The 20,396-nt window shown below is 73.6% G+C and carries 17 protein-coding genes and 1 pseudogene; 14 read left to right on the top strand and 4 right to left on the bottom strand.

Annotation, left to right across the window (positions count from 1 at the left end; translation table 11 throughout):
- The first annotated feature begins 106 nt into the window (after positions 1 to 106).
- Both CRP51_RS15465 and CRP51_RS15460 read left to right on the top strand, forming a co-directional pair.
- A complete protein-coding gene (locus CRP51_RS15465) occupies positions 107 to 1,429 on the top strand; it encodes a hemolysin family protein (RefSeq protein WP_097231787.1) in 1,323 nt (440 codons plus the stop codon).
- Positions 1,426 to 2,451, top strand: coding sequence for a hemolysin family protein (locus CRP51_RS15460; protein ID WP_097231786.1), 1,026 nt, complete (start codon positions 1,426 to 1,428; stop codon positions 2,449 to 2,451). Before CRP51_RS15465 ends, CRP51_RS15460 begins: the two co-directional genes overlap by 4 nt.
- A 94-nt stretch (positions 2,452 to 2,545) precedes the next feature.
- Here CRP51_RS15460 and CRP51_RS28870 read toward each other — a convergent pair whose 3' ends face one another.
- Positions 2,546 to 2,707 carry a hypothetical protein gene (locus CRP51_RS28870; RefSeq protein WP_170970568.1) on the bottom strand — a complete coding sequence of 54 codons (162 nt, stop codon included), beginning with the start codon at positions 2,705 to 2,707 and terminating at the stop codon, positions 2,546 to 2,548.
- A 158-nt stretch (positions 2,708 to 2,865) separates the two neighbouring features.
- On the opposite strand from CRP51_RS28870, the gene CRP51_RS15455 reads away from it, so the two are divergent.
- Positions 2,866 to 3,675, top strand: coding sequence for an SDR family oxidoreductase (locus tag CRP51_RS15455; RefSeq protein WP_097231785.1), 810 nt, complete (start codon positions 2,866 to 2,868; stop codon positions 3,673 to 3,675).
- A gap of 34 nt (positions 3,676 to 3,709) precedes the next feature.
- On the opposite strand, the gene CRP51_RS15450 is transcribed toward CRP51_RS15455, so the two are convergent.
- Positions 3,710 to 4,093, bottom strand: coding sequence for a DUF2267 domain-containing protein (locus CRP51_RS15450; protein ID WP_097231784.1), 384 nt, complete (start codon positions 4,091 to 4,093; stop codon positions 3,710 to 3,712).
- 280 nt (positions 4,094 to 4,373) lie between these two features.
- Here CRP51_RS15450 and CRP51_RS15445 point away from each other — a divergent pair, with 280 nt between their 5' ends.
- Complete coding sequence (locus CRP51_RS15445) at positions 4,374 to 5,234, top strand: SigB/SigF/SigG family RNA polymerase sigma factor (RefSeq protein WP_097231783.1); 861 nt, start codon at positions 4,374 to 4,376, stop codon at positions 5,232 to 5,234.
- Positions 5,235 to 5,358: 124 nt separating this feature from the next.
- Complete coding sequence (locus tag CRP51_RS15440) at positions 5,359 to 6,297, top strand: glycosyltransferase family 9 protein (protein ID WP_097231782.1); 939 nt, start codon at positions 5,359 to 5,361, stop codon at positions 6,295 to 6,297.
- A gap of 39 nt (positions 6,298 to 6,336) precedes the next feature.
- Here the strand turns inward: CRP51_RS15440 and CRP51_RS15435 are convergent, their stop codons facing one another.
- Positions 6,337 to 6,930 carry a TetR family transcriptional regulator gene (locus CRP51_RS15435; RefSeq protein WP_097231781.1) on the bottom strand — a complete coding sequence of 198 codons (594 nt, stop codon included), beginning with the start codon at positions 6,928 to 6,930 and terminating at the stop codon, positions 6,337 to 6,339.
- Positions 6,931 to 7,005: 75 nt separating this feature from the next.
- Between CRP51_RS15435 and CRP51_RS15430 the strand changes: the two genes are divergently transcribed.
- Both CRP51_RS15430 and CRP51_RS29570 read left to right on the top strand, forming a co-directional pair.
- Positions 7,006 to 7,887, top strand: a complete 882-nt coding sequence (locus tag CRP51_RS15430; RefSeq protein WP_245880600.1) for an SDR family NAD(P)-dependent oxidoreductase — start codon at positions 7,006 to 7,008, stop codon at positions 7,885 to 7,887.
- A gap of 30 nt (positions 7,888 to 7,917) precedes the next feature.
- Positions 7,918 to 8,160: pseudogene (locus tag CRP51_RS29570) on the top strand (helix-turn-helix domain-containing protein); the annotation flags it as partial.
- Between the two features lie 67 nt (positions 8,161 to 8,227).
- On the opposite strand, the gene CRP51_RS15420 reads toward CRP51_RS29570, so the two are convergent.
- Positions 8,228 to 9,544, bottom strand: a complete 1,317-nt coding sequence (locus CRP51_RS15420; RefSeq protein ID WP_097231780.1) for an NAD(P)/FAD-dependent oxidoreductase — start codon at positions 9,542 to 9,544, stop codon at positions 8,228 to 8,230.
- Positions 9,545 to 9,894: 350 nt separating this feature from the next.
- Between CRP51_RS15420 and CRP51_RS15415 the strand changes: the two genes are divergently transcribed.
- From CRP51_RS15415 to CRP51_RS15385, 7 genes are all read left to right on the top strand, one after another.
- A complete protein-coding gene (locus CRP51_RS15415; protein WP_170970567.1) occupies positions 9,895 to 11,181 on the top strand; it encodes a serine hydrolase domain-containing protein in 1,287 nt (428 codons plus the stop codon).
- A gap of 227 nt (positions 11,182 to 11,408) precedes the next feature.
- A complete protein-coding gene (locus tag CRP51_RS15410) occupies positions 11,409 to 12,710 on the top strand; it encodes an ABC transporter substrate-binding protein (protein WP_097231778.1) in 1,302 nt (433 codons plus the stop codon).
- A complete protein-coding gene (locus tag CRP51_RS15405) occupies positions 12,707 to 13,666 on the top strand; it encodes a carbohydrate ABC transporter permease (protein ID WP_097231777.1) in 960 nt (319 codons plus the stop codon). The genes CRP51_RS15410 and CRP51_RS15405 overlap by 4 nt, the downstream gene beginning before the upstream one ends.
- Positions 13,667 to 13,681: 15 nt before the next feature.
- Positions 13,682 to 14,512, top strand: coding sequence for a carbohydrate ABC transporter permease (locus CRP51_RS15400; protein ID WP_097231776.1), 831 nt, complete (start codon positions 13,682 to 13,684; stop codon positions 14,510 to 14,512).
- Positions 14,513 to 14,562: 50 nt separating this feature from the next.
- Positions 14,563 to 17,742, top strand: a complete 3,180-nt coding sequence (locus CRP51_RS15395; protein WP_097231775.1) for a glycoside hydrolase family 38 N-terminal domain-containing protein — start codon at positions 14,563 to 14,565, stop codon at positions 17,740 to 17,742.
- Positions 17,743 to 17,813: 71 nt separating this feature from the next.
- Positions 17,814 to 19,502 (top strand): class I mannose-6-phosphate isomerase, encoded by a 1,689-nt coding sequence (locus tag CRP51_RS15390; protein WP_097231774.1) that lies wholly within the window; start codon positions 17,814 to 17,816, stop codon positions 19,500 to 19,502.
- Positions 19,499 to 20,395 carry an ROK family protein gene (locus CRP51_RS15385; RefSeq protein WP_245880599.1) on the top strand — a complete coding sequence of 299 codons (897 nt, stop codon included), beginning with the start codon at positions 19,499 to 19,501 and terminating at the stop codon, positions 20,393 to 20,395. The genes CRP51_RS15390 and CRP51_RS15385 overlap by 4 nt, the downstream gene beginning before the upstream one ends.
- Position 20,396: the final 1 nt, after the last annotated feature.

The raw sequence follows: 20,396 nt of genomic DNA, 5'->3' as shown, positions 1-20,396 counted from the left end.
CGCCACGCGGGTCCGACGCGTGGGCGCCGCGCCGAGTACCCGGGCGCGAAGGGGGCAAACGCGGAACATCCGACGGTGTGAGCCGATCCGAGGAGAGGATGACCCGGTGACGGAAGTGGTGCTGTTGTGTGTGGCGCTGGCCCTGACGTTGGCCTGCGCGGTCTTCGTCGCCGCCGAGTTCTCGCTGACCACGGTGGAGCGTGGGCAGCTGGAGCGGGCGGCGCGCGAGGGGCAGAAGGGCGCGGCGGGCGCGGTGCGCGCCGTGCGCCAGCTGACCTTCCAGCTCTCCGGGGCCCAGCTGGGGATCACGGTGACCTCGGTGGTGATCGGGATGCTGGCCGAGCCCTCGGTGGCGCGGCTGCTGCGCGGCCCGCTGGAGGGCACGGGCCTGTCGCCGTCGCTGGCGTCCACGGTGGCCGTGGGACTGGGCGTGGTGCTCTCGACGGTGGTGCTGATGGTCGTCGGCGAGCTGGTGCCGAAGAACTGGGCGATCTCCCGGCCGGTGCCGGTCGCGCGGACCATCGCGGCGCCGCAGCGGCTCTTCACCGCCGCGTTCGCCCCGTTCATCCGGCATCTGAACGAGATGGCCAACCGGCTGGTGCGGGCGTTCGGCGTGGAGCCGACCGAGGAGCTGGCCTCCGCCCGCACCCCGCAGGAGCTGGTGGCGCTCGCCCGGCACTCGGCGGCCGAGGGGGTGCTGCCCCGGGACTCGGCCGAACTGTTCGTGCGGACCCTGCACCTGGCGGAGCTGACGGCGGAGAACGTGATGACGCCCCGGGTCGACGTGCGGGCGCTGCCGGCGACGGCGACGGCGGCCGACGCGGCGGCGCTCACCCTGGAGACCGGGCTCTCGCGGTTCCCCGTCTACGAGAACGGGCTGGACGAGGTGGCGGGCACGGTCCACATCAAGGACGTGCTCGCCGTCGAACGCGGCCGGCGCGCCGGGACCCCGGTGCTCGAACTGCTGACGGACGCCGTGCTGGTGCCCGACAGCCTGCCGGTCGACCGGCTGCTGGAGCGGCTGCGCGGCACCCGTTCGCTGGGCGTGGTGGTCGACGAGTACGGCGGCACGGCCGGCGTGGTCACGTTGGAGGACATCGTGGAGGAGGTCGTCGGCGAGGTGCGCGACGAACACGACCCGCAGGAGACCCCCGACCTGGCGCGGACCGGTCCGGGCCGCTGGGAGGCGGGCGGCAGCGCCCGGCTGGACCAACTGGCGGCGATCGGGCTGACCGTGCCCGAGGGGCCCTACGAGACGGTCGCCGGGCTGCTGGCCACCGAGTTGGCGCGGATCCCCGAGGAGGGCGACACGGTGGAGGTCGGCGGCTGGCGGCTGACGGTGCTGCTGACGGCCCGCCACCGCGCGGAACGGGTCGCGGTCACCGCGCCCCCGGACGCGGCCCGGCCGCAGGGGGGTGAGCCGCGATGACGGCGCTGCAACTGACGCTGGGCGCGCTCTCCATCCTGGTCAACGCGTTCTTCGTGGGCGCCGAGTTCGCGTTGATCTCGGTCCGCAGGGACCAGATCGAGCCGCGCGCCGAGGCGGGCGAACGGGGCGCGACGACGGTGCTGTGGGCGCTGCGGCACCTGTCGGCGATGATGGCGACGGCGCAGTTGGGCATCACCGCGATGTCGCTGGTGCTGGGCGCGGTGGCCGAGCCGGCGATGGCGCACCTGCTGGAGCCGCTCTTCGACGCGGCGCACGTGCCGCACGGGCTGGTGCACCCGATCTCGTTCGCCATCGCGCTGTCGGTGGCCACCTACGCGCACATGCTCTTCGGCGAGATGGTGCCGAAGAACATCGCGCTGGCCGCGCCCGAGCGCACGGCGCTGCTGCTGGGGCCGGCGCTGGTGGCGCTGACCAGGGCGCTGCGGCCGGTGATCTTCGGGATCAACTCGTTCGCGAACCTGCTGCTGCGGCTGCTGCGGGTGGAGCCGAGGGACGAGGTGACCTCGGTCTTCACCGAGATGGAGCTGGCCGAGATGGTCGCGGACTCCAACGCGGCCGGGCTGCTGGCCGCCGAGGAGAGCGAACGACTGCGGGACGCGCTGGAGTTGGGCAGTCGCACGGTCACCGAGATCATGGTGTCGACGGGTCGGATGGTGACGGTGGGACACCGGGTGACTCCGCGCCAGTTGGAGGCGGCGTCGGCCTCCTCCGGGTACTCGCGGATGCCGGTGACCGGGCCTGGTCGCACGGTGCTGGGCTTTCTCCACGTCAAGGACGCGCTGGCGGCCCCCGACCGGGACCGGGACCGCCCGTTCCCGCGCCGCGCGCTGCACCCGGTGGTGCAGGTGCGGCTCGACACCAGGCTGGACGACGTCCTGACGGCGATGCGGGCGGCGGAGACGCATCTGGCGGCGGTGGTCAACGAACGCGGCACGCTGCTCGGATTCGTGACGATGGAGGACGTCCTCGCCGAACTCGTCGGCCCGGCCTCCCGCGGTTGACGGCGCGCTGCCCCGCACCGAGGGGCGCGGGGAACGGCGCGAGAGACCACACGCCGGGGCGAGGGTCAGAGACCTCGAAAGCCAAGCGGCGGCGTCATTCGTCGTCGCGGTCGTCCATCCGTTCGCCCTCCGCCTGGGAGGGCGTCCGGCGCGGGAAGTCCTGACCGCTGCGTTCCCGCTCGTCCTCGGGGTCGGCCCCGTCGGGCAGGTCCGGGTCGCGTTCCCCCTCGGCCTGGGAAGGCAACTGATCGCTCATGACGCGGCGAGTATCCACCCCGCCACGGCGTAAACCGGCGCGACCGGCCCGTTCCGCGCGCCTCCGCAAGCCCCCACGCACCGTGCTCACGCGGCCCGCGCGAGGGTAGAGACTCGACGCGCGGGGCGCACCGCGCACGCGAACACGAGGAGAGCGACATGGGCGAGGACAACGAGCCGGCGGGACGCGTCGCCGTGGTCACGGGGGCGAACTCGGGCATCGGCCGGGCCACGGCCGTCGCCCTCGCGCGGCAGGGCGTGGACGTCGGCATCGCGTGGTTCGGCGACGCGGCCGGCGCGGAGGCCGCCGCGGCGGAGGTGCGCGCCGAGGGGCGGCGGGCGGAGACCGCCGAGGTGGATCTCCGGCGGCCCGAGGAGGCCGCCGACGTCGTCGAGGAGCTGGCCGCGCGGTTCGACCGCTGGGACATCCTGGTCAACAACGCGGGCACCGGCGGCGCCCACCCGCTGCTCGACGTCGAACTCCCGGAGGTACAGCGGGTGTTGAACGTGAACCTGCTGGGTCCGCTGGTGCTGTCCCAGCGGGCCGCGCGCCGGATGATCGCCCAGGGCGAGGGCGGCGCGATCGTCAACGTCACCAGCGTGCACGAGACCCAGCCCAGGGTCGGCACCGGCCCCTACTGCGCGTCCAAGGGCGGCCTCGGGCTGCTGACCTCCGTGCTGGCGCTGGAGCTGGCGGAGCACGGCATCCGGGTCAACGCCGTCGCGCCCGGCGAGATCGCCACCCCCATGAACGGCTACCGGGACGTCGACGTGCACGCCCTGGAGCGTCCCGGCATCCCGCTGCGGCGCCCCGGCGACGCGCGGGAGGTCGCCGAGGTGATCGCCTTCCTCGCCGGCGACCGCGCCAGCTATGTGACCGGGGCCTCCTGGCCGGTGGACGGCGGGATGCTGCGCATGGGCCCGATCGGGGCCTCGTCGCTGCCCACGGACGAGTGGCGCCACCCGTGAGCGCCCGCCCCGGCCGGGCCGGAGCCCGGCCGGGTCAGCTCAGCTCCGCGTGGCCGAAGAGGTCGGCGTAGCCGGACGGCAGCTGGCTGATCAGCTTGTTCATCTCGCCGCCCGAGATCTGGTCGGCGAGCACCGAGAACACGACCCTGGTGTCCTGCTCCGCGCTCTCCTCGTCCTGCTCGGTCTCCTCGGCGACCTGGACGACGAACTCCGAGACGCCCCAGGTGCGGGCCGCCGCCCCGGAGTCGTCGATGAGGTCGGCCAGCGGCGTCGGCAACTGGTCGGCCAGGTGCCCGGCCGAGGCGGGCGGCAGCCGTTCGCCGAGGGTGGCGATCACCGCGTCCACGATCCGCTCGGCCTCGTCCGCGGCGTACGCGCCGCGTTCCCTGACGGTGGCCATGAAGTCGCCATAGGTCACGGCCGTCTCCTCTCTCGCTGGTTCTCGCTGGTTCTCGCGGGTTTTCCGCTCCCTCGGCGGGTAACCGGTCGACGTGCCCGATAACCGCCCGTCGGTCGTTTTCCCGGCGTTCCCCGGCTTTTCCCGGTGCGGGCACCGCGCTCTCCCCTTCCCTCACCTTCCCGCGTCTTCCCGAGATGTGGTCCGGCGTTTTCACGTGCAGACTGAGAAACAGCGGTCTCTTCCCGTGGCGAGTTTCAGAGCGGAAGCACACGCCCACCCTCACCTGGGAGAGCATGGAATGAATACGCCAGCACGCCCCCGTAGAAAACGCCATCCGCACGACGACGCACCGGATACCAGCCGGCAGTTCCAACGCATCGCGGAACTGCCGCCCTGCCCCGAACGCGAGGCGCTGTACCGGGAAGTCGTGTGCGCCTGGATTCCGATGGCCGACCGCCTGGCCCGCACGTTCAGGGACCGGGGCGAAGCGCTTGAGGATCTGGAACAGGTAGCGGCGCTCGGACTGGTCAAGGCGGTTCACCGCTACGACCCGAGCCGGGGGCGCCCGTTCGAGAGCTATGCCGTGCCCACCATCGTGGGCGAGGTGAAGCGCCACTTCAGGGACCACATGTGGGGACTGCACGTGCCCCGCAGGACGCAGGAGTTGCGCAACCGGGTGCGGGCCTCGGCGCGGCAGCTCAGCTTCCGGCTGGACGACCGGGGACCGAGCGTGGCGCAGCTGGCCGAGCACAGCGGCCTGACCGAGGACGAGGTCAAGACCGGGCTGGAGGCGTTGGACAGCTACAGCACGCTGTCCCTCAACGCCGAGCTGCCGGGCGCCGACGGCGACTACTCGCTGCTGGACACCCTGGGCAGCCCGGAGCCCGGCTTCGACCGCGTGGTGGACCGGGAGGCGGTGCGCAGCCCGCTGCGCGCGCTGCCGGAGCGGGAGCGGCACATCCTCTATCTGCGGTACTTCCACGGCATGACGCAGAGCCGGATCGCGGCCCAGCTCGGCATCTCGCAGATGCACGTGTCGCGGCTGCTCAACCGCGCCTGTGAGCGGGTGCGCGCGGAGATCGGCGAGACCGTCCCCCCGGACACCGCGGCCTCCGCCGCGCCACGGCGGGAGCCGCAGACCGCCGAGGCCCGCGGATAGCGGGCCGGCGGAGACCGTCGGCCGAGCGGCCGGTCGCCCCCCGGGTGGGGCGGCCGGCCGCCCGGTGCGACGGCACCGGCGCGGGGGCCGTTTGCGCCGGCCCGATCGGGCAACCCGGGCGGCCATGAGCACAGCCCCCCGCACCCTGCTCGTGCGGCTCGACGGCGCCGGCGACGTGCTGCTGACCGGCCCCGCCGTCCGGGCGGTGGCGGCGGGTTCCTCACACACCACGCTGCTGTGCGGCCCGCGCGGCGCGGCGGCCGGCCGGCTGCTGCCCGGCGTGGACGAGGTGTGCGTCTACGACGCGCCCGAGGTCTGCCTCTCGCCGCCGGGGGTGCGGCGCTCCACGGTGAACGAGCTGGTGGAACGGCTGGCCGCCCGCCGCTTCGAGCGGGCCCTGGTCTTCTCCTCGGCCGGGCAGAGCCCCCTGCCGGCTGCGCTGCTGCTGAGGATGGCAGGGGTGCCGTGGGTGGCCGCCGACTGCGAGCCCGGCCCCGACCCGCTGCTCCAACTGCGCCACCGCAGGGCGGAGCGTCGCCACGAGGCGGAGGCCGCCCTCGACCTGGCGCGGGTGGCCGGCTTTCCCGCGCCCCCGGGCGACAGCGGCGCGCTCGCCGTCACCGGCCACGAGCCGGCCGGGGAACTGACCGGGCCCGCGCCCTACCTGGTGGTCCACCCGGGCGGCGGCTCCTGGTCCCCGGCCGGCGCGGAACGGGCCGTCGCCGCGCTGGCCGAGGCCGGGCACCGGGTGATGGTGACCGGTGACGCCGACGAACGGGAGCTGACCCGGCGGGTCGCCGGCCGGCACGGACACGACCTGGGCGGGCGCACCGGGCTGCCCCGTCTCGCCGGCGTGCTGGCCGGCGCGACGGCGCTGGTCGCCTGCGCGACCGGCCCCGCCCAACTGGCGGCTGCGCTGCGCACGCCGGTCGTCTGCCTGGACACCGACCGGCTCCCGCCCTATCGCTCCCCCCACGTGCGACTGCACGGGGCGGCGCCCCCGTCGCGGCTCGTGGCGGCGGTGGTCGCGCTGCACGGGGCACCCGCGGCCAGGGGCGGCTAGATGTTGCGGGGCAGGACATTGATGACGGGGAGGCGAGTATCACTCCTGCCGCGAGTTGAGATCAACGTGGACCTGATAGAACCCCTGGTCCAGCAGGGCTGGGCGGTCCGCGTTCCCGTCTGATCGCGCCCACTGGCTGGATACCGCGTCGAGTACGGCCGTGGCGGCGTTGGTGAGCAGGTCCGCGGTGTACGGGTCGAGACTCGCCCCTGGCCGGTCCTGGAGCGCGTTGCTGACTCGCCGGCGCCATTCGGTTCTGCGCTGGTGGAGTCGTCCGGCCAGGGCGGGTGTTGCCTCGATCAGGCGGATTGTCGCGAGTGCCTGCTCGCTGGCGTGGATCTCTTCCTGCCAGGCCCGCAGGACCTGGTGCAGGCACTCCCACGGGCCTTCGTCCGCTGGTCGTGCCGCGATGTCGGCGACGACGCTCTCTCCGGTGAGGTCGATGCCCTCGAAGACGGCGTCTTCCTTGGTCGGGAAGTAGCGGAAGAAGCTGCGCTTGGTCATGCCGGCCGCTTGGGCGATGTCCTCGACGGTCGTCTCGTCGAAGCCCTGGCGGGCAAACAGGTCGATGGCCATCTTGGCGAGCTCCGCCCGTACCGCTCGGCGGGTGCGTTCACGCAGTCCCTCTTTCATGCCCCCAGTCTACTTTGCGTCACTCGGTGACTATCATGTCGCCAGGTGACACATCGAACGAGTGGAGTGGTGACAGTGGAAGGCAAGACCGTGCTGGTGACAGGTAGCACCGGTGGCATCGGCAAGGAGACCGCCCGGCAGTTGGCGGCACTCGGCGCCCACGTGGTCCTCGTCGGACGGGACAAGAACCGCGCCGCCGCTGCCGTGGCGGATCTCCGTCACACCAGCGGGAATGACAACGTCACAGCGATCACGGCCGACCTGTCCCGGCTCCGCGACGTCCGTCGCCTCGCCCAGGAGGCCAGCGACCGGGCCAGCGGCCTGGACGTGCTGATCAACAACGCCGGAGCGACCCGATCCCGCCGCGAGCTGACCGAGGACGGCATCGAGACCGCGTTCGCGGTCAACGTGGCCGCGCCGTTCTGCCTCACCCACTGGCTGATGCCGGCCCTGGCCGCGTCCGGGCAGGCCAGGGTCATCAACATCACCGGCGGCGTCCCCCGAGGCCGGATCGACCTGAACAACCTGCAGGGCGAGAAGTCCTATGTCGGGCTGTCGTTCTACAACCAGACCAAGCTGGCGCAGATGGCGATGAGCTACCGCTTCGACCAGGAACTCGCGGCCACACCGGTGACGCTGAACGTCGCCTACCCCGGACACGCCTACACCTCGATGAACAGGAACCTCACCGTCGGCACCTACCCACCGCTGGCCCGCCCGATCGTCCCGCTGCTGCGGCTGGCGATGCCCGTCGTCTACGGCCACCGGGCACTGCTGAGGGCTACCCGTTCCAGCGTGTACCTCGCCTCCAGCCCCGAGGTGCGTGAAGCGAGCGGGACCTACTTCAACAGCAAGGCCAAGCCGACCCCGTGGCCCGATGCGGTCCTGGACGGCACCACCCGCAACACCATCTGGCAGCTGTGCGAGACACAGCGCGACCGTGCGACCGCGGCGTGAGACCCGCCGCCCACGAGAACGGACGTGTTCATGGTGCATCGCAACGCTCCACTCAGCCCGGAGGGACGGCGCCGTCTGGTCGCCCGGTGTCGGACTCGACCGATCGCCCACGTCGCCGCCGAGACGGGCATCTCGCGGGCGTGTGCGTCCGAGTGGGTCAACGGATGGCGACGGTACGGCGCAGCAGGTCTGCAGGACCGGCCCTCGACACCGCACACCAGCCCGACCGCAACGCCGCCCGAGGTGATCGGGCAGGTCGAGGCATGGCGGCGCGGCCCGGCGCCCGTGCCGCGCCGGGCGCGCCCTCCGCGCCCTCCGCGCTGCCGGGCGCGGTCCGCGGTCAGGGGTGGTCCGCTCGGAAGACGCGGGCCAGCTCCGGCGACGCCGTGTCCAGCGGGACGGACCCCGAGCGGACCATGCCCAGCTGCACCGTCTGCCGGGGCAGCACCGCGTCCAGCAGCCAGTCCGCGCTGACCCGCACCCGGTTGCCCGGCATCGACATCAGGTGGTAACCGCGGGTCACCGCCCCGGCCAGCGGGCCGGAGAGCGCCGCGCCCAGCGGGTTGGCCGCGCCCTGCACCCCGCCGAGATCGACGGCGAAACCCAGGTCGTGGTGCTCGTAGGGGCGGCGTTCCGCGAGGCCGAGGTGGGCCGCCACGTTGCGGGCCGCCGTCTTCCCCTGCCGCCAGGCGTGCTGCGCGGTCATCGGGGTGAACTGGCCCTCCCGGGTCAGGTCGGGCACGGCGGCCGCGTCGCCCGCGGCGAAGACCTCGGGGTGGCCGGGCACGTTCAGATGGCTGTCCACCACGAGCCGGCCGCGTTCGGTGTCCAGGCCGAGGTCGGCCACCAGCGGGTCGGGACGCACCCCGACGCACCACACCAGCGTCCGCGAGGGGACGAACTCGCCGTCGTCGAGCAGCACCCCGTCGCGGGTGGCCTCCTTGACGGACGTGCCCATGCGCACGTCGACGCCCCGGCGGCGCAGCACCCGGTCCGCCGTCCGGCTGAGCCGTTCGTCCAGCTCGGGCAGGACCCGGTCGGCGATGTCCAGCAGCAGCCAGCGCGGTTTGACCCACTCCCCCGGGCGTTCGGCGCGCATCGCCGCGTCGGCGAACATCGCGCCCTGCGCGGCGACCTCGGTACCGGTGTAGCCGGCGCCGACGACCACGAACGTCGCCCTGGCCCGGCGTGTCTCGGGGTCGGGCTCGTGGGCCGCCATCTCCAGCTGCCGGACCACGTGGTCACGCAGGTAGAGCGCCTCCGGCAGGCCCCGGAAGCCGTGGGCGTGCTCGGCGACACCGGGGATGGGCAACAGCCGGTTCACGCTGCCGACGGAGAGGATCAGCATGTCGTAGCCCAGCTCGCCGGGCCGGTCCTCGGGGTCGCAGTAGTGCACGGTACGGCTGTCGAGGTCCACCCGGGTCGCCTCGCCCAGCACCAGCCGGGCGTGCGGGAGGGTTCCGGTCAGCGAGACGCTGACCCGCCTCGGCTCCAGGACCCCGGCCGCCACCTGGGGCAGCAGCGGAAGGTAGAGGAAGTAGTCGGTGGGATTGAGCAGCACCACCTCGATGCGTCGTCGCGCGGTCCGGTTCAGGGCCCGGGCGGCCCGGTATCCGGCGAATCCCGCTCCGACGATCACCACGCGGGTCCGGCTCATGCTCCACCTCCAGGGGGCACCGACAGATGTGCCGCCGCCGAGTACCCCGGCGAGGGGCCACCTATGCGGCCGGCGGGCGCCGAAAGCGGCCGGGGGCGTCGCGTCCCCGCGCGGGTCCGTGCCCCGCCCCGGCACGCGGACGCGCCGCGCCGGCCCGCGCCAACACCCGGCGCGCGGGGACACGTTGGCCTACTCCGCGCTGAGGAGCCGTGCGCCCGGGGGTCGATCGATCCGCCGAGTCGGCTCCCGACGCGAATCCCCCTCCGGCAGGAGGCGGTTCGCTTCCCGAACTGGGCAGAATGGACCGGCTCATGCCACACGACCGCCACCGACAACAGGAAGGAGCAGGCGTGACCGCCTCCTCCCGACGCCCGCAGCGCGCCGCATGGACGGCGGGCGCGGCCTCGGCCGCGCTCTGCCTGGGCGCCCTGACCGTTCCCACCGCCACCGCCCAGCCCGCCGCGGCCCCCGACGCACCGCGCCTGGACGCCGCGATCGCCGCGATACCCGCCGCCGGCGCTCCGGGCGCCTACGGCGCCGCCCAGGACGGCGACGGCCGGTGGACCGGCGCGGCCGGCGTCGCCGACCTGACCGAAGAGACCCCGGCCGACGCCGACTCCTGGCACCGGATCGCCAGTGTCACCAAGACCTTCGTCTCGGTCGCCGTGCTCCAGCAGGTCGCCGAGGGCACCGTGGACCTGGACGCGCCGGCGGCCGACCACCTGCCCGCCGGCACCCTGCCCGACGCGCTGGCCGAGGAGGTCACCGTGCGGATGCTGCTCAACCACACCAGCGGCATCGGCGACTACGTGCAGGTGGCCTTCCCGTCGCTGCGGCAACTGTCGCCGGAGAGCCTGGAGGAGCACCGCTACCGCGAGCTGGCCCCCGAGGAGCTGGTGGAGATGGGGCTCTCCGCCCGTTCCACCGGCGAGCCGGGCGAGCGCTACTCCTACTCCAACACCAACTACATCCTCGCCGGGATGCTGCTGGGCGAGGTCACGGGCGTCTCCGCCGAGGAGTACGTCACCGAGCACGTGATCGAGCGGGCCGGGCTCAGCGAGACCTTCTTCCCCGACTCGCCCGAGCTGCCGACCCCGCACGCCCGGCTCTACGACCCGCTGCACGGCACCCAGGACCCGCCCGGCGACTACACCGAGTACGACATGTCCTGGGCGGGCACGGCCGGCGCGCTGGTCTCCACCATGACGGACCTCAACGAGTTCCAACGGGCCCTCTTCAGCGGTGAGTTGCTCCCCGAGAAGCAGCTGTCCGAGATGCTGGACACCGTGCCGATGACCAACGGGAACGGCGAGCAGGTCGGCGCCTACGGTCTGGGCCTGTACGAGATCAACCTCTCCTGCGGGAAGTTCTGGGGGCACGACGGCGTCGCCTGGGGCGCGAGCACGCTCGCGTTCTCCAGCGAGGACGGCGAGCGGCAGGCCGCCATCGGCTACAACGTGACGCACTACCAGACCCTCGCCGAGGACGGGACGCTCAACCACCACCCGGTGGACACCGCCGTGGCCCGCTACCTCGACGAGGCGCTCTGCGGCTCCGGTGCCCAGCTCAGCGACGAGAAGCTGGGCCAGGTCCAACTCACGCTGGAGAACGCCGGCTTGAGCCGCTCACTCGGCTGACGCGGCGTCAGCTCCGATCGGTCACCACCCGGGAGGGGTGGCGCGGCCGGGCCCCGTGCCCCGGCCGCGCCACCCCTCCCGGCATGTCGGCACCGATCACTCCATGCCACCGTCAATCACGGTAAATCACTGACAGTCGCCCGTTGCACGACTCTTGACACCCCGGTCACGGCGGCAGCAAGCTGCTCGGCATGTGTTAACGATAACACTCAGCTCGGGAGCCGCTTATGCCTGCACGCAGCCACGCCCTCCACCGCCCACCACCGATCGCCCGACGCACCCTGCTGACGGCCGCGACCGCCGGTCTGCTCGCCACGGCCTGCGGCTCCGCGATGAGCCAGCCGGCGGGCAAGGTCGCCCTGCACGGCGACAACAACGACTGGCGCGAACCGCTCGTCCGGGCCGGGGACGCGATGCGCTCGGTGGCCGGCATCGAGCTGGTTCCCGAGGTGATCCCGTCCATGGAGTCGTTCGAGCAGATCGTCAAGTCCTCGCTGCGTACCCGCAAGACGCCCGACATGCTCAAGTACTGGTCCGGCTACCGGCTGATGGACCTGGCCCGCACCGGTGGGATCGAGGAGCTGACCGGCGCGTGGGACGCCGCGGAGTCCGCCGGGTGGGTCGACCCGACGCTGCGGTCGGCCTTCACCTACCGGGACCGCGTCTACGGGCTGCCGATGAACCTGACCTACTGGGTCTTCTTCCACAACACCGAGGTCTTCGCCGACCTCGGCCTCCGGGCCCCCACCACCTGGCCGGAGTTCCTGGACGCCTGCGCCACGCTCAAGGCGGCCGGGATCACCCCGCTGCACGCGACCACGGACGGCCGGTGGCCCGCGTTCATCTGGTTCATGGAGGTGCTCAGCCGCCAGGACCCCGACTTCTACGAGGGGTTGATGAACGGCCGCGAGCGCTACACCGACCCGCGCGCCGAGCGGGCGCTGCACACGATCGCGGAGTTCGCCGAGAACGACTGGTTCACCGCGCTGGACACCAACCACGTGGACGCCGCCGCCTCCGTGGTCCGCGGCGGCCTCGGGATGATGCCGGGCGGCACCTTCATGACGCCGAACCTGATCAACGCCGGGGGCGAACCGGGCCGCGACATCGACGCGTTCGTGCTGCCGATGGCCGAGGCCGACGCGCCGCCCGCCGTGATCTTCGAGTCCAGCGCGCTGGTGTGCACCGTCAAGGGGCCCGACCGCGAGGAGGCGCTGGAGGCCGCGGCGGCGTGGCTGCGTCCCGAGGTGGCCGACGCGTTCAGCTCCACCCTCCAGGACGGCTCGCCCAACCCCGGGGTGGCGCCGGCCAACCCGCTGCTGGACGGCGTCGTGGCGAGCGTGCGGGAGCGGGGGACGCGGATGCTCAACCGCTTCTGGGAGCTGGGCCCGCCGGAGCTGGTCGAGGCGACCGTGGACGACCTGGCGGGCTTTCTGCTCGACCCGTCGTCGGCCCGGTCCACGCTCGCCACGATGCAGGAACGCGCCGACGACGCCTGGCAGGTCTGGCGGGAGGCGGAGAAGTCGTGAGCGAGACCCTGCGCGCCCCGCGCGCGTCCTCACCGCGCCCCCGCGTGCGGGTGCCGGTGCGCTCCCCCCGCCCCGGCGGGAAGCAGGGGCGCGCACTGGGCGGCCCGTTGACCCCGGTTCCCTGGTTGCTGCCGGCGCTGGCGCTGGTGGGGGTGCTGCTGGTCTACCCGTTCCTGCGCAGCGTCTACGGCAGCCTCTTCGAGGACAACGGCTTCGAGCGGAGCTTTGTCGGGCTGGACAACTACGTCCGGCTCGCCGAGGACCCGATCTTCTCCCGCTCGCTGCTGAACACCCTGATGTGGGTGGTCGGCACGCTGCTGCTGCCGGTGCTGCTCGGCCTGCTGATCGCCGTGGCGACCCACCGGATGCGGCTGGGCGGGGTGGTGCAACTGCTGGTGGTGCTGCCCTACGCCATCTCCGGCGCGGCGACGGCGGTGCTGTGGAACTTCATGCTCACCAGCGACGGCGCGGTCAACCAGGTGCTGCGCGCCGTCGGTCTCGACTCGCTGGCGCACCCCTGGCTGCTGGAGTGGCCGCACAACACGATCGCGATGATCGTGGCCAGCACCTGGCAGGGCACCGGGCTCAACGTGGTGCTCTTCGCCATCGGGCTGCGCGCCATCCCGAGGGAGACCCTGGAGGCCGCCGCGCTGGACGGCGCCACGGGCTGGCGGCTGTTCCGACACGTCACCTTTCCGCAGCTGAAGGCGGTGACGGTGGTGGTGGTCGGCATGGCGATCGTCAACAGCCTGAAGGCGTTCGACATGATCTGGATCCTCACCAAGGGCGGCCCCTCGCGCTCCTCGGAGACCCTCGCGCTGACCATGTACCGCGAGACCTTCCGCCTCTTCCACGTCGGCTACGGCTCGGCGATAGCGCTGGTGCTGACGGTGGTGGTGGTCGCCTCCGCCTGGATCTATCTCCGCCGCCAGATGCCCGAGTCGGCACGGTCCTGAGGGGTGACGACACCGATGAACACCCGCACGCGCGTGACGCGCTCCCTGCGCACCGTCCTGCTGTTGACCTGTGGCCTGCTGTGGTTGGTACCGCTTTACCTGCTTCTGGTCAACGCGATGATCCCCGCCGAGTCCTACCCGGGAGAGCCCAGCTGGCTGCCGGGCGACCTGGCGCTCTGGGACAACATGACCACCGCCTGGCGGGACGCCGCCATCGGCGACAGCTTTCTCAACTCCCTGTTCTACGCCGTGGTCTGCGGCGCCGCCGGGGTGGTGGTGGCCGCGATGGCCGCGTTCGCCGTGGTGGTGCTGCCCGTTCCGAGGCCGGCGCTGTGGTTCTGGGTGATCTACTCCGGCACGGTCTTCCCGCTCCAGATGTTCCTCGCGCCGCTCTTCGGCCTCTACGCCGACGCCAACCTCTACGACACCCGGCTCGGCCTGATGCTGATCTACGCGGCCTGGGCGGTGCCGTTCGCCTTCTTCCTGATCCGCAACCAGATGGCGACGCTGCCCGCCGAGGTGACCGAGGCGGCGATGCTGGACGGCGCCAGCTTCCGGCGGCTGTTCTGGCAGATCCATGTGCCGCTGCTGCTGCCGGGATTGGGCGCGGCGTTCATCTTCCAGTTCACCGCCGTCTGGAACGACCTGCTCTTCGGCATCACGCTCAGCCGCAGTCCCGAGGTGCAGCCGGTGATGGCCGCCCTCACCAGTCTCAACAGCGCCTACGCCTCCTCGGGGCCGCCGGTGATCCTGGCCGGCGCCCTGATCGTCTCGGTGCCCACGCTCCTGGTCTTCCTGGTCTTCCGCGGGCTCTTCCTGCGCGGCATCACCGCCAGCGCCCGCTAGGGCCCCTAGAACCTCCCGTCCGTGCTGAGTTACTCCCCCTGGAGAGTGTCATGACCACCCGTGCCCTGGTCCGCGCCACCGCGTGGGACAACGACCGGATACGCGAGAGCCTGCGCACGCGGGTCGTCTCGGCCGAGGGCGACCTCGGCGGCGTCCCCGTGCGGCTGACCGTGGAACCCCTGCTGAAGCGCGCCGAGGACGGCGGGCTGCTCCAGTCGCTGCGCGTCACCCCCGCCGCCGGCGCCCCCGGCCTCGGCCCGCTGGCGGTGCGGACGCCGGGCGGCGCCGCGCTGCCGGTGGTGCGGGAGCCGGGCCCCGGCGGCTCGGTGCGGCTGCTGCTGCCGGCCGTCGAGGCCGACCAACGCGTCACCGTCGGCCGCCCCGACACGTCGGGCGGGGTCGAGGTGACCCTGACCCGGCAGCGGCGGTGGACCGTTCACCTGATCCACCACTCGCACCTGGACATCGGCTACACCGACCCGCAGGGCCGGGTGCTGGCCGAACATCTGTCGTTCCTCGACTCCTGCCTGGAGCTGACCGGCCAGACCGACGACTGGCCGGAGGAGTCGCGGTTCCGCTGGTGCGTGGAGTCGCTGTGGTCGTTCCGGCAGTGGGCCGAGGCGCGGCCGGCCGAGCAGGTCGAGGAGTTCGTGCGGCGGGTGCGCCAGGGCCGGATCGAGCTGACGGCCATGCCGTTCAACCTGCACAGCGAGACCTGCTCGACGGACGAGCTGCACGAGCTGCTGCGGCTGGCCCGCGACGTGTCGCGGCGCCACGGGGTGCGCTTCACCTCGGCGATGCAGACCGACGTGCCCGGCCATGTGGTGGGGATGATCGACGCGTTGACCTCGGCGGGGGTGCGCTACCTGTCGGTGGCGCACAACTGGGCGGGACGCTCCGTTCCCCACCTGGTCGGCGGCGAGCACCTGCCGAGGCTCTTCCGCTGGCGCGCGCCCAGCGGGCGGAGCCTGCTGGTGTGGATGACGGACACCCCGCACGGGCTGGCCTACATGGAGGGGCCGCTGCTCGGCTTCGACAGCGACTACCGCAGCGTGGACGACCTGCTTCCGGCGTATCTGACCTCGCTCGCCGAGAACCCGTACCCCTACCCGGGCGGGATCTTCGGCTGGGCGATGGACGCCGAGTCCATCAGCCGCGAGCCGTACCCGTGGGACGTGCTCCATCTGCGGGTGCAGGGCAAGTTCGGCGACAACGCCCCGCCGCGCCGGATCATCGCCGACACCGTGCGGCGCTGGAACGAGACCTGGGCGTACCCGAGGCTGCGACTGTCGCGCAACGAGGACTTCTTCGCCGACGCCGAGGCGCGGCTGGGCGACGGGATCCAGACCTACGAGGGCGACTGGACCGACTGGTGGGTGGACGGCGTCGGCTCGGGCGCGATGCCGCTGTCGCTGGCCCGCACCGCGCAGGGCGAGGTGGCCGACGCCCAGACGCTGGGCACCTTCGCCGGGCTGCTGGGCGCCGCCGACGCCGCCGACGACACGGAGGGCGCCGGCCCGGTCTACGAGGCGGTCTCCCTCTTCGACGAGCACACCTGGGGCGCGGGCGACCCGTGGACCCACGGCCACGACCACGGGCACTCCGGCGAGGACCAGTGGCACTGGAAGTACGGGCAGGCCAGGCGCGGCCACGACGAGGGCAGGGCGCTGCTGAACCGCGCCGCCGCCCGGCTGGGCCAGCGGCTGGCGCCGCCGACGGGGGTGGCCGCCGCGTTCCACGTGGTCAACACCTGCTCGTTCACCCGGACCGAGGTCGCCGAGATGTTCCTGCCGGAGTCCACGGTGGACCTGGACCGGCCGGTGGAGATCCGCGACGCCCGCACCGGCGCGCGGCTGGCCCACCAGGAGCGGGCGCAGGTCAACGACACCCACCGGGACGCGGGTCGCTTCCTGCGGGCGCGGGTGGCGGACGTGCCGGCCGCCGGGTCGGTGCGGCTGGACGTGCGGGTGCTCGACGAGACGGCGGACGGGGGCGGGGAGGCGGGGACGGTGAAGTCGGCCACCGGCTGGAACCCGACCGGCGGCACCGACCGCGAGGACCCGGCCGCCACCGCCGCCAGGGCGCTGGCCAGGCCGGACGCCACGGTGCTTGAGAACGAGGCGCTGCGGGTGACGGTCGACCTGGCGCGGGCCGCGATCGCCTCGGTGGTGGACCTGGCGACGGGGCGTGAACTCGTCGACCAGGACGCGCTGGTGGGCTTCAACGGCTATCTGCACGACAGCTACACCACGGCCGGCGCGTTCAACCACAACTCCAGCCGCACCACCGCCTCCGACCGGCTGGAGCACCTGGGCGCCCGCGCCGTGGCGCCGCCGGCCGCGCTGATCGACCGGCGCACGACGGAGGTCGCCGAGGTGCTGGTCTACGAGACCCGCCCGGCGGGCGCGCTCTCGGTGCGCACCACGCTGACGCTGCCGCACGGCGTCGCCAGACTGGACATCGAGAACACCGTCGACAAGGACGCCACCCTCGGCAAGGAGTCCGCCTACTTCGCCTTCCCGTTCGCGCTGGACGCGCCGCGGGTGCGGATGGAGGCGTCCGGCGGGGTGACGGGCGACGGGTTGCCTGTGGTGCCGGGGTCGGCCCCGCACATGCGGGCGGTGCGGCGCTGGGTGACGCTGGCCGACGAGGAGCTGACGGTCGCGTGGTCGACGCAGGACGCGCCGCTGGTGCAGTTCGGCAACATCGCGCTGCCCTACGCGCCGTTCCCCAGGACGCTGGAGGAGGACGAGCCGGCGACGGTCTTCTCCTGGATCCACAACAACCTGTGGGACACCAACTTCCCCAGCGCGCAGGCGTTCACCCTGCCGTTCCGCTACAGCGTGGCGTGCGCCCCGACCGCGCGCGCCGCCGACCTGGGGCCGCGCACCGCCGCCGCCACCAGCCGGCCGCTGCACCCGGTGCGGGCGCGCGCCGCCGCCTCGGACGCGGCGGCGGTCGCCACCCTCGGCTTCGTCGAGGTCGGCGAGGCGCGCGTCCGGCTGGTCGGCGCCGTCACCGAGGGGGACGGCGCGGTGCTGCTGCGGCTCCAGTCGTTCGCCGAGGAGCCGCTGGAGTGTCCGCTCACGCCGCTCTTCCCCGTCGCCGGGGCCTGGACGGCCACCTATCTGGGCGAGACCACCGGGGAGTTGTCCCCGGACGGCGAGGGGCGGCTGACCGTGGCCGTCCCGACGCTGGGCACGGTCGGCGTGCTGCTGCGCCCCGCCTGAGCCACGCCCCGCACCACCACCGCGTGGGGCCGGCCCGACCGGCCGGCCCCCAGGATCCTCTAGGAGAGACCGTGTACCGCCTCGATCCGCGCTACTCCCCGGCCCCGACGGCCCACCTGGTCACCGGCTGGCGCGCGGTGAGCGAACGCCTGCCCGACGCCACGGCCGTGGTCGCCCTGGACGGCCCGCCCACCGTCGACTGGCCCGCCGTCGTCGACCGCCTCACCGCGGAACTCCGCGCGGCGGGGCGCGCCGTGACCCCCCGGGACGTGCGCGAGCGCTACGCGCCGCCGGAGGTGGTGCGGGCGCGCACCGTGCCGCCGGAGGCCGACGACCCCTACTTCCCCCGGCTCGCCGAGGCGACGCTGGACGCGCTCTTCGACGCGCCCCCGGAGTGCGCCCCCGCCGAGGAGGGCCTGACGCTGGTGTACGGGCCGGGCGCCGCGCTGGTGGCGCACCGGGTGCTCTGGTACGTCGACCTGCCCAAGCGGTACGCGGAGGCGGCGGTCGGCGCGGGCGTCGGCGCCCACCTCGGGCTTCCGAAGGGCGAACCCGCCGACCCCCGACGGCTGTTCTACGCCGACTGGCCGATGCTCGACCGGCACCGCGACGCGCTGGTCGACCGGGTCGACGGCTGGCTCGACGTGCAGGACCCGGCCTCCCCCTGCTGGCTGGACGGCGAGGGGCTGCGCGCCACCCTCGCCGCCCTGGCGCGCCGGCCGGTGCGCACCCGGCCGTACTTCAACTCCACGCCGTGGGGCGGCCACTGGGCGCAGCGCGAGCTCGGCTTCCGTCCCGGCGCGCGGAACACCGCCCTCGGCTACGAGCTGATCGCCCCCGAGTCGGGGGTGCTGGTCGGCGAGGGACCCGGGCGCGAGGTGGAGGTGCCGTTCCAGCTGCTGTGCGTGCGCCACCCGGAGGAGATGCTGGGCGCGCGGGCGCACGCCGTGTTCGGCACGTCGTTCCCCATCCGCTTCGACTACCTGGACACGGAGGGCGGCGGCGACCTCTCCGTGCACTGCCATCCGCGCGAGGAGGCGATGCGCGAGCGGTTCGGCTGGTCCTACACCCAGCACGAGACCTACTACGTGACGCGCGGCGCGCCCGAGGGGCGGGTCTTCCTGGGCGTGCGGGAGGACTTCGACGACGCGCGGTTCCGCGCCGAGGTGACGGCGTCCGCGCGCGACGGGGTGCCGATGCGGCCCGAGGACCACGTGCTGACGTTCCCCGCCGAACCGGGACAGCTGTACCTGATCCCCGCGGGCACCCCGCACGCCAGCGGCGCCGGCAACGTGGTGCTGGAGATCAGTGCCACGCCGTACCTCTACAGCCTGCGGTTCTACGACTGGCTGCGGCCGGACGCCGACGGCCGGCCGCGCCCGCTGCCGTACCGGCACGCCCTGGACAACCTGGAGTCGGCACGGCGCGGCGCGCGGGTCGCGGAGGAGCTGGTGCCCGCGCCCCGGCGGCTGCGCGAGGGGCCAGGCTGGCACGAGGAGCTGCTGGGCGCGCTGGACGAGGTCTTCTACGAGGTGCGGCGGGTGACGCTGGACGGCGACGCGGTGTCGGAGGACCACACGGACGGGCGTTTCCACGTGCTGAACGTGGTGGACGGCGAGGGCGTGACCGTGGTCACCGAGTCCGGCGACACCCATCCGCTGGCGCGTTCCGAGACGCTGACCGTGCCGGCCGCCGTGGGCGGCTACCGGCTGCGGCCGGCGCCGGGCGGGGCGCGGGTGGTGAAGGCGCTGGTCCGTTGAGCCCGGTCGACGACGCGCCGCCGGTGCCCGTGCTCGACATCGGCGGCACCCATGTGACGGCGGCTCTGGTGGCGCCCGGCGCCGCCCGGGTCGCCGCCAGGCGGCGCGCCCCGCTGGACGGGCGGGGGTCGGCCGGGGAGATCCTGGCGGCGGTCGTCGGCTGTGCGCGGGCGCTGGCCGGGGAACGCCCGGTGGCGGCGGGCGCCGGGTGGGGGGTGGCCGTCCCCGGGCCCTTCGACTACGCGCGCGGCGTGGGGCAGTTCACCGGCGTCGGCAAGTTCGACAGCCTGCGCGGGGTGGCGGTGGGCCGCGCGCTGGCCGAGAGGCTGCCGGGACCGCCGGGGCGGGTGGCCTTCGTCAACGACGCGCAGGCGTTCCTCCTCGGCGAGTGGCACGCGGGAGCCGCCCGGCACCACCGGCGGTGCGTGGGGATCACCCTGGGCACGGGCGTCGGCTCGGCGTTCCTCGCGGACGGCGCGCTCGTCACCTCGGGCCCCGGGGTGCCGCCCGAGGGGCGGGCCGACCTGCTGACGATCGGGGGCCGCCCGTTGGAGGAGACCGTCTCGCGCCGCGCGCTGCTGGCCCGGTACGGCGGGGAGCCGGGTCTTGACGTGCGGGCGCTCGCCGCGCGGGCCAGGGCGGGCGAGGAGCGGGCCGGGCGGGTGGTGCGCGAGGGCTTCGCCGCGCTGGGGCGCGCGCTGGCGCCTGGGCTGGTCGCGTTCGGGGCGACGGGTCTCGTGGTCGGGGGTTCGATGGCCGGTTCCTGGGACCTGGTGGGGCCGGCGCTGCGCGCGGGTCTGGGGAGCGCGGCGCGGGTGGTTACCATCGGCCCGAGCGAACGGGATGCGGACGCGCCGCTGTTGGGCGCGGCGCTGGTCGCGGCCGGGGGGTGAC

The organism is Streptomyces zhaozhouensis, from assembly GCF_900230195.1.
Lineage (GTDB): Bacteria > Actinomycetota > Actinomycetes > Streptomycetales > Streptomycetaceae > Streptomyces > Streptomyces zhaozhouensis.
The sequence above is the reverse complement of the archived record's forward strand: the minus strand, read 5'-3'. Positions and strand labels throughout refer to the sequence as shown.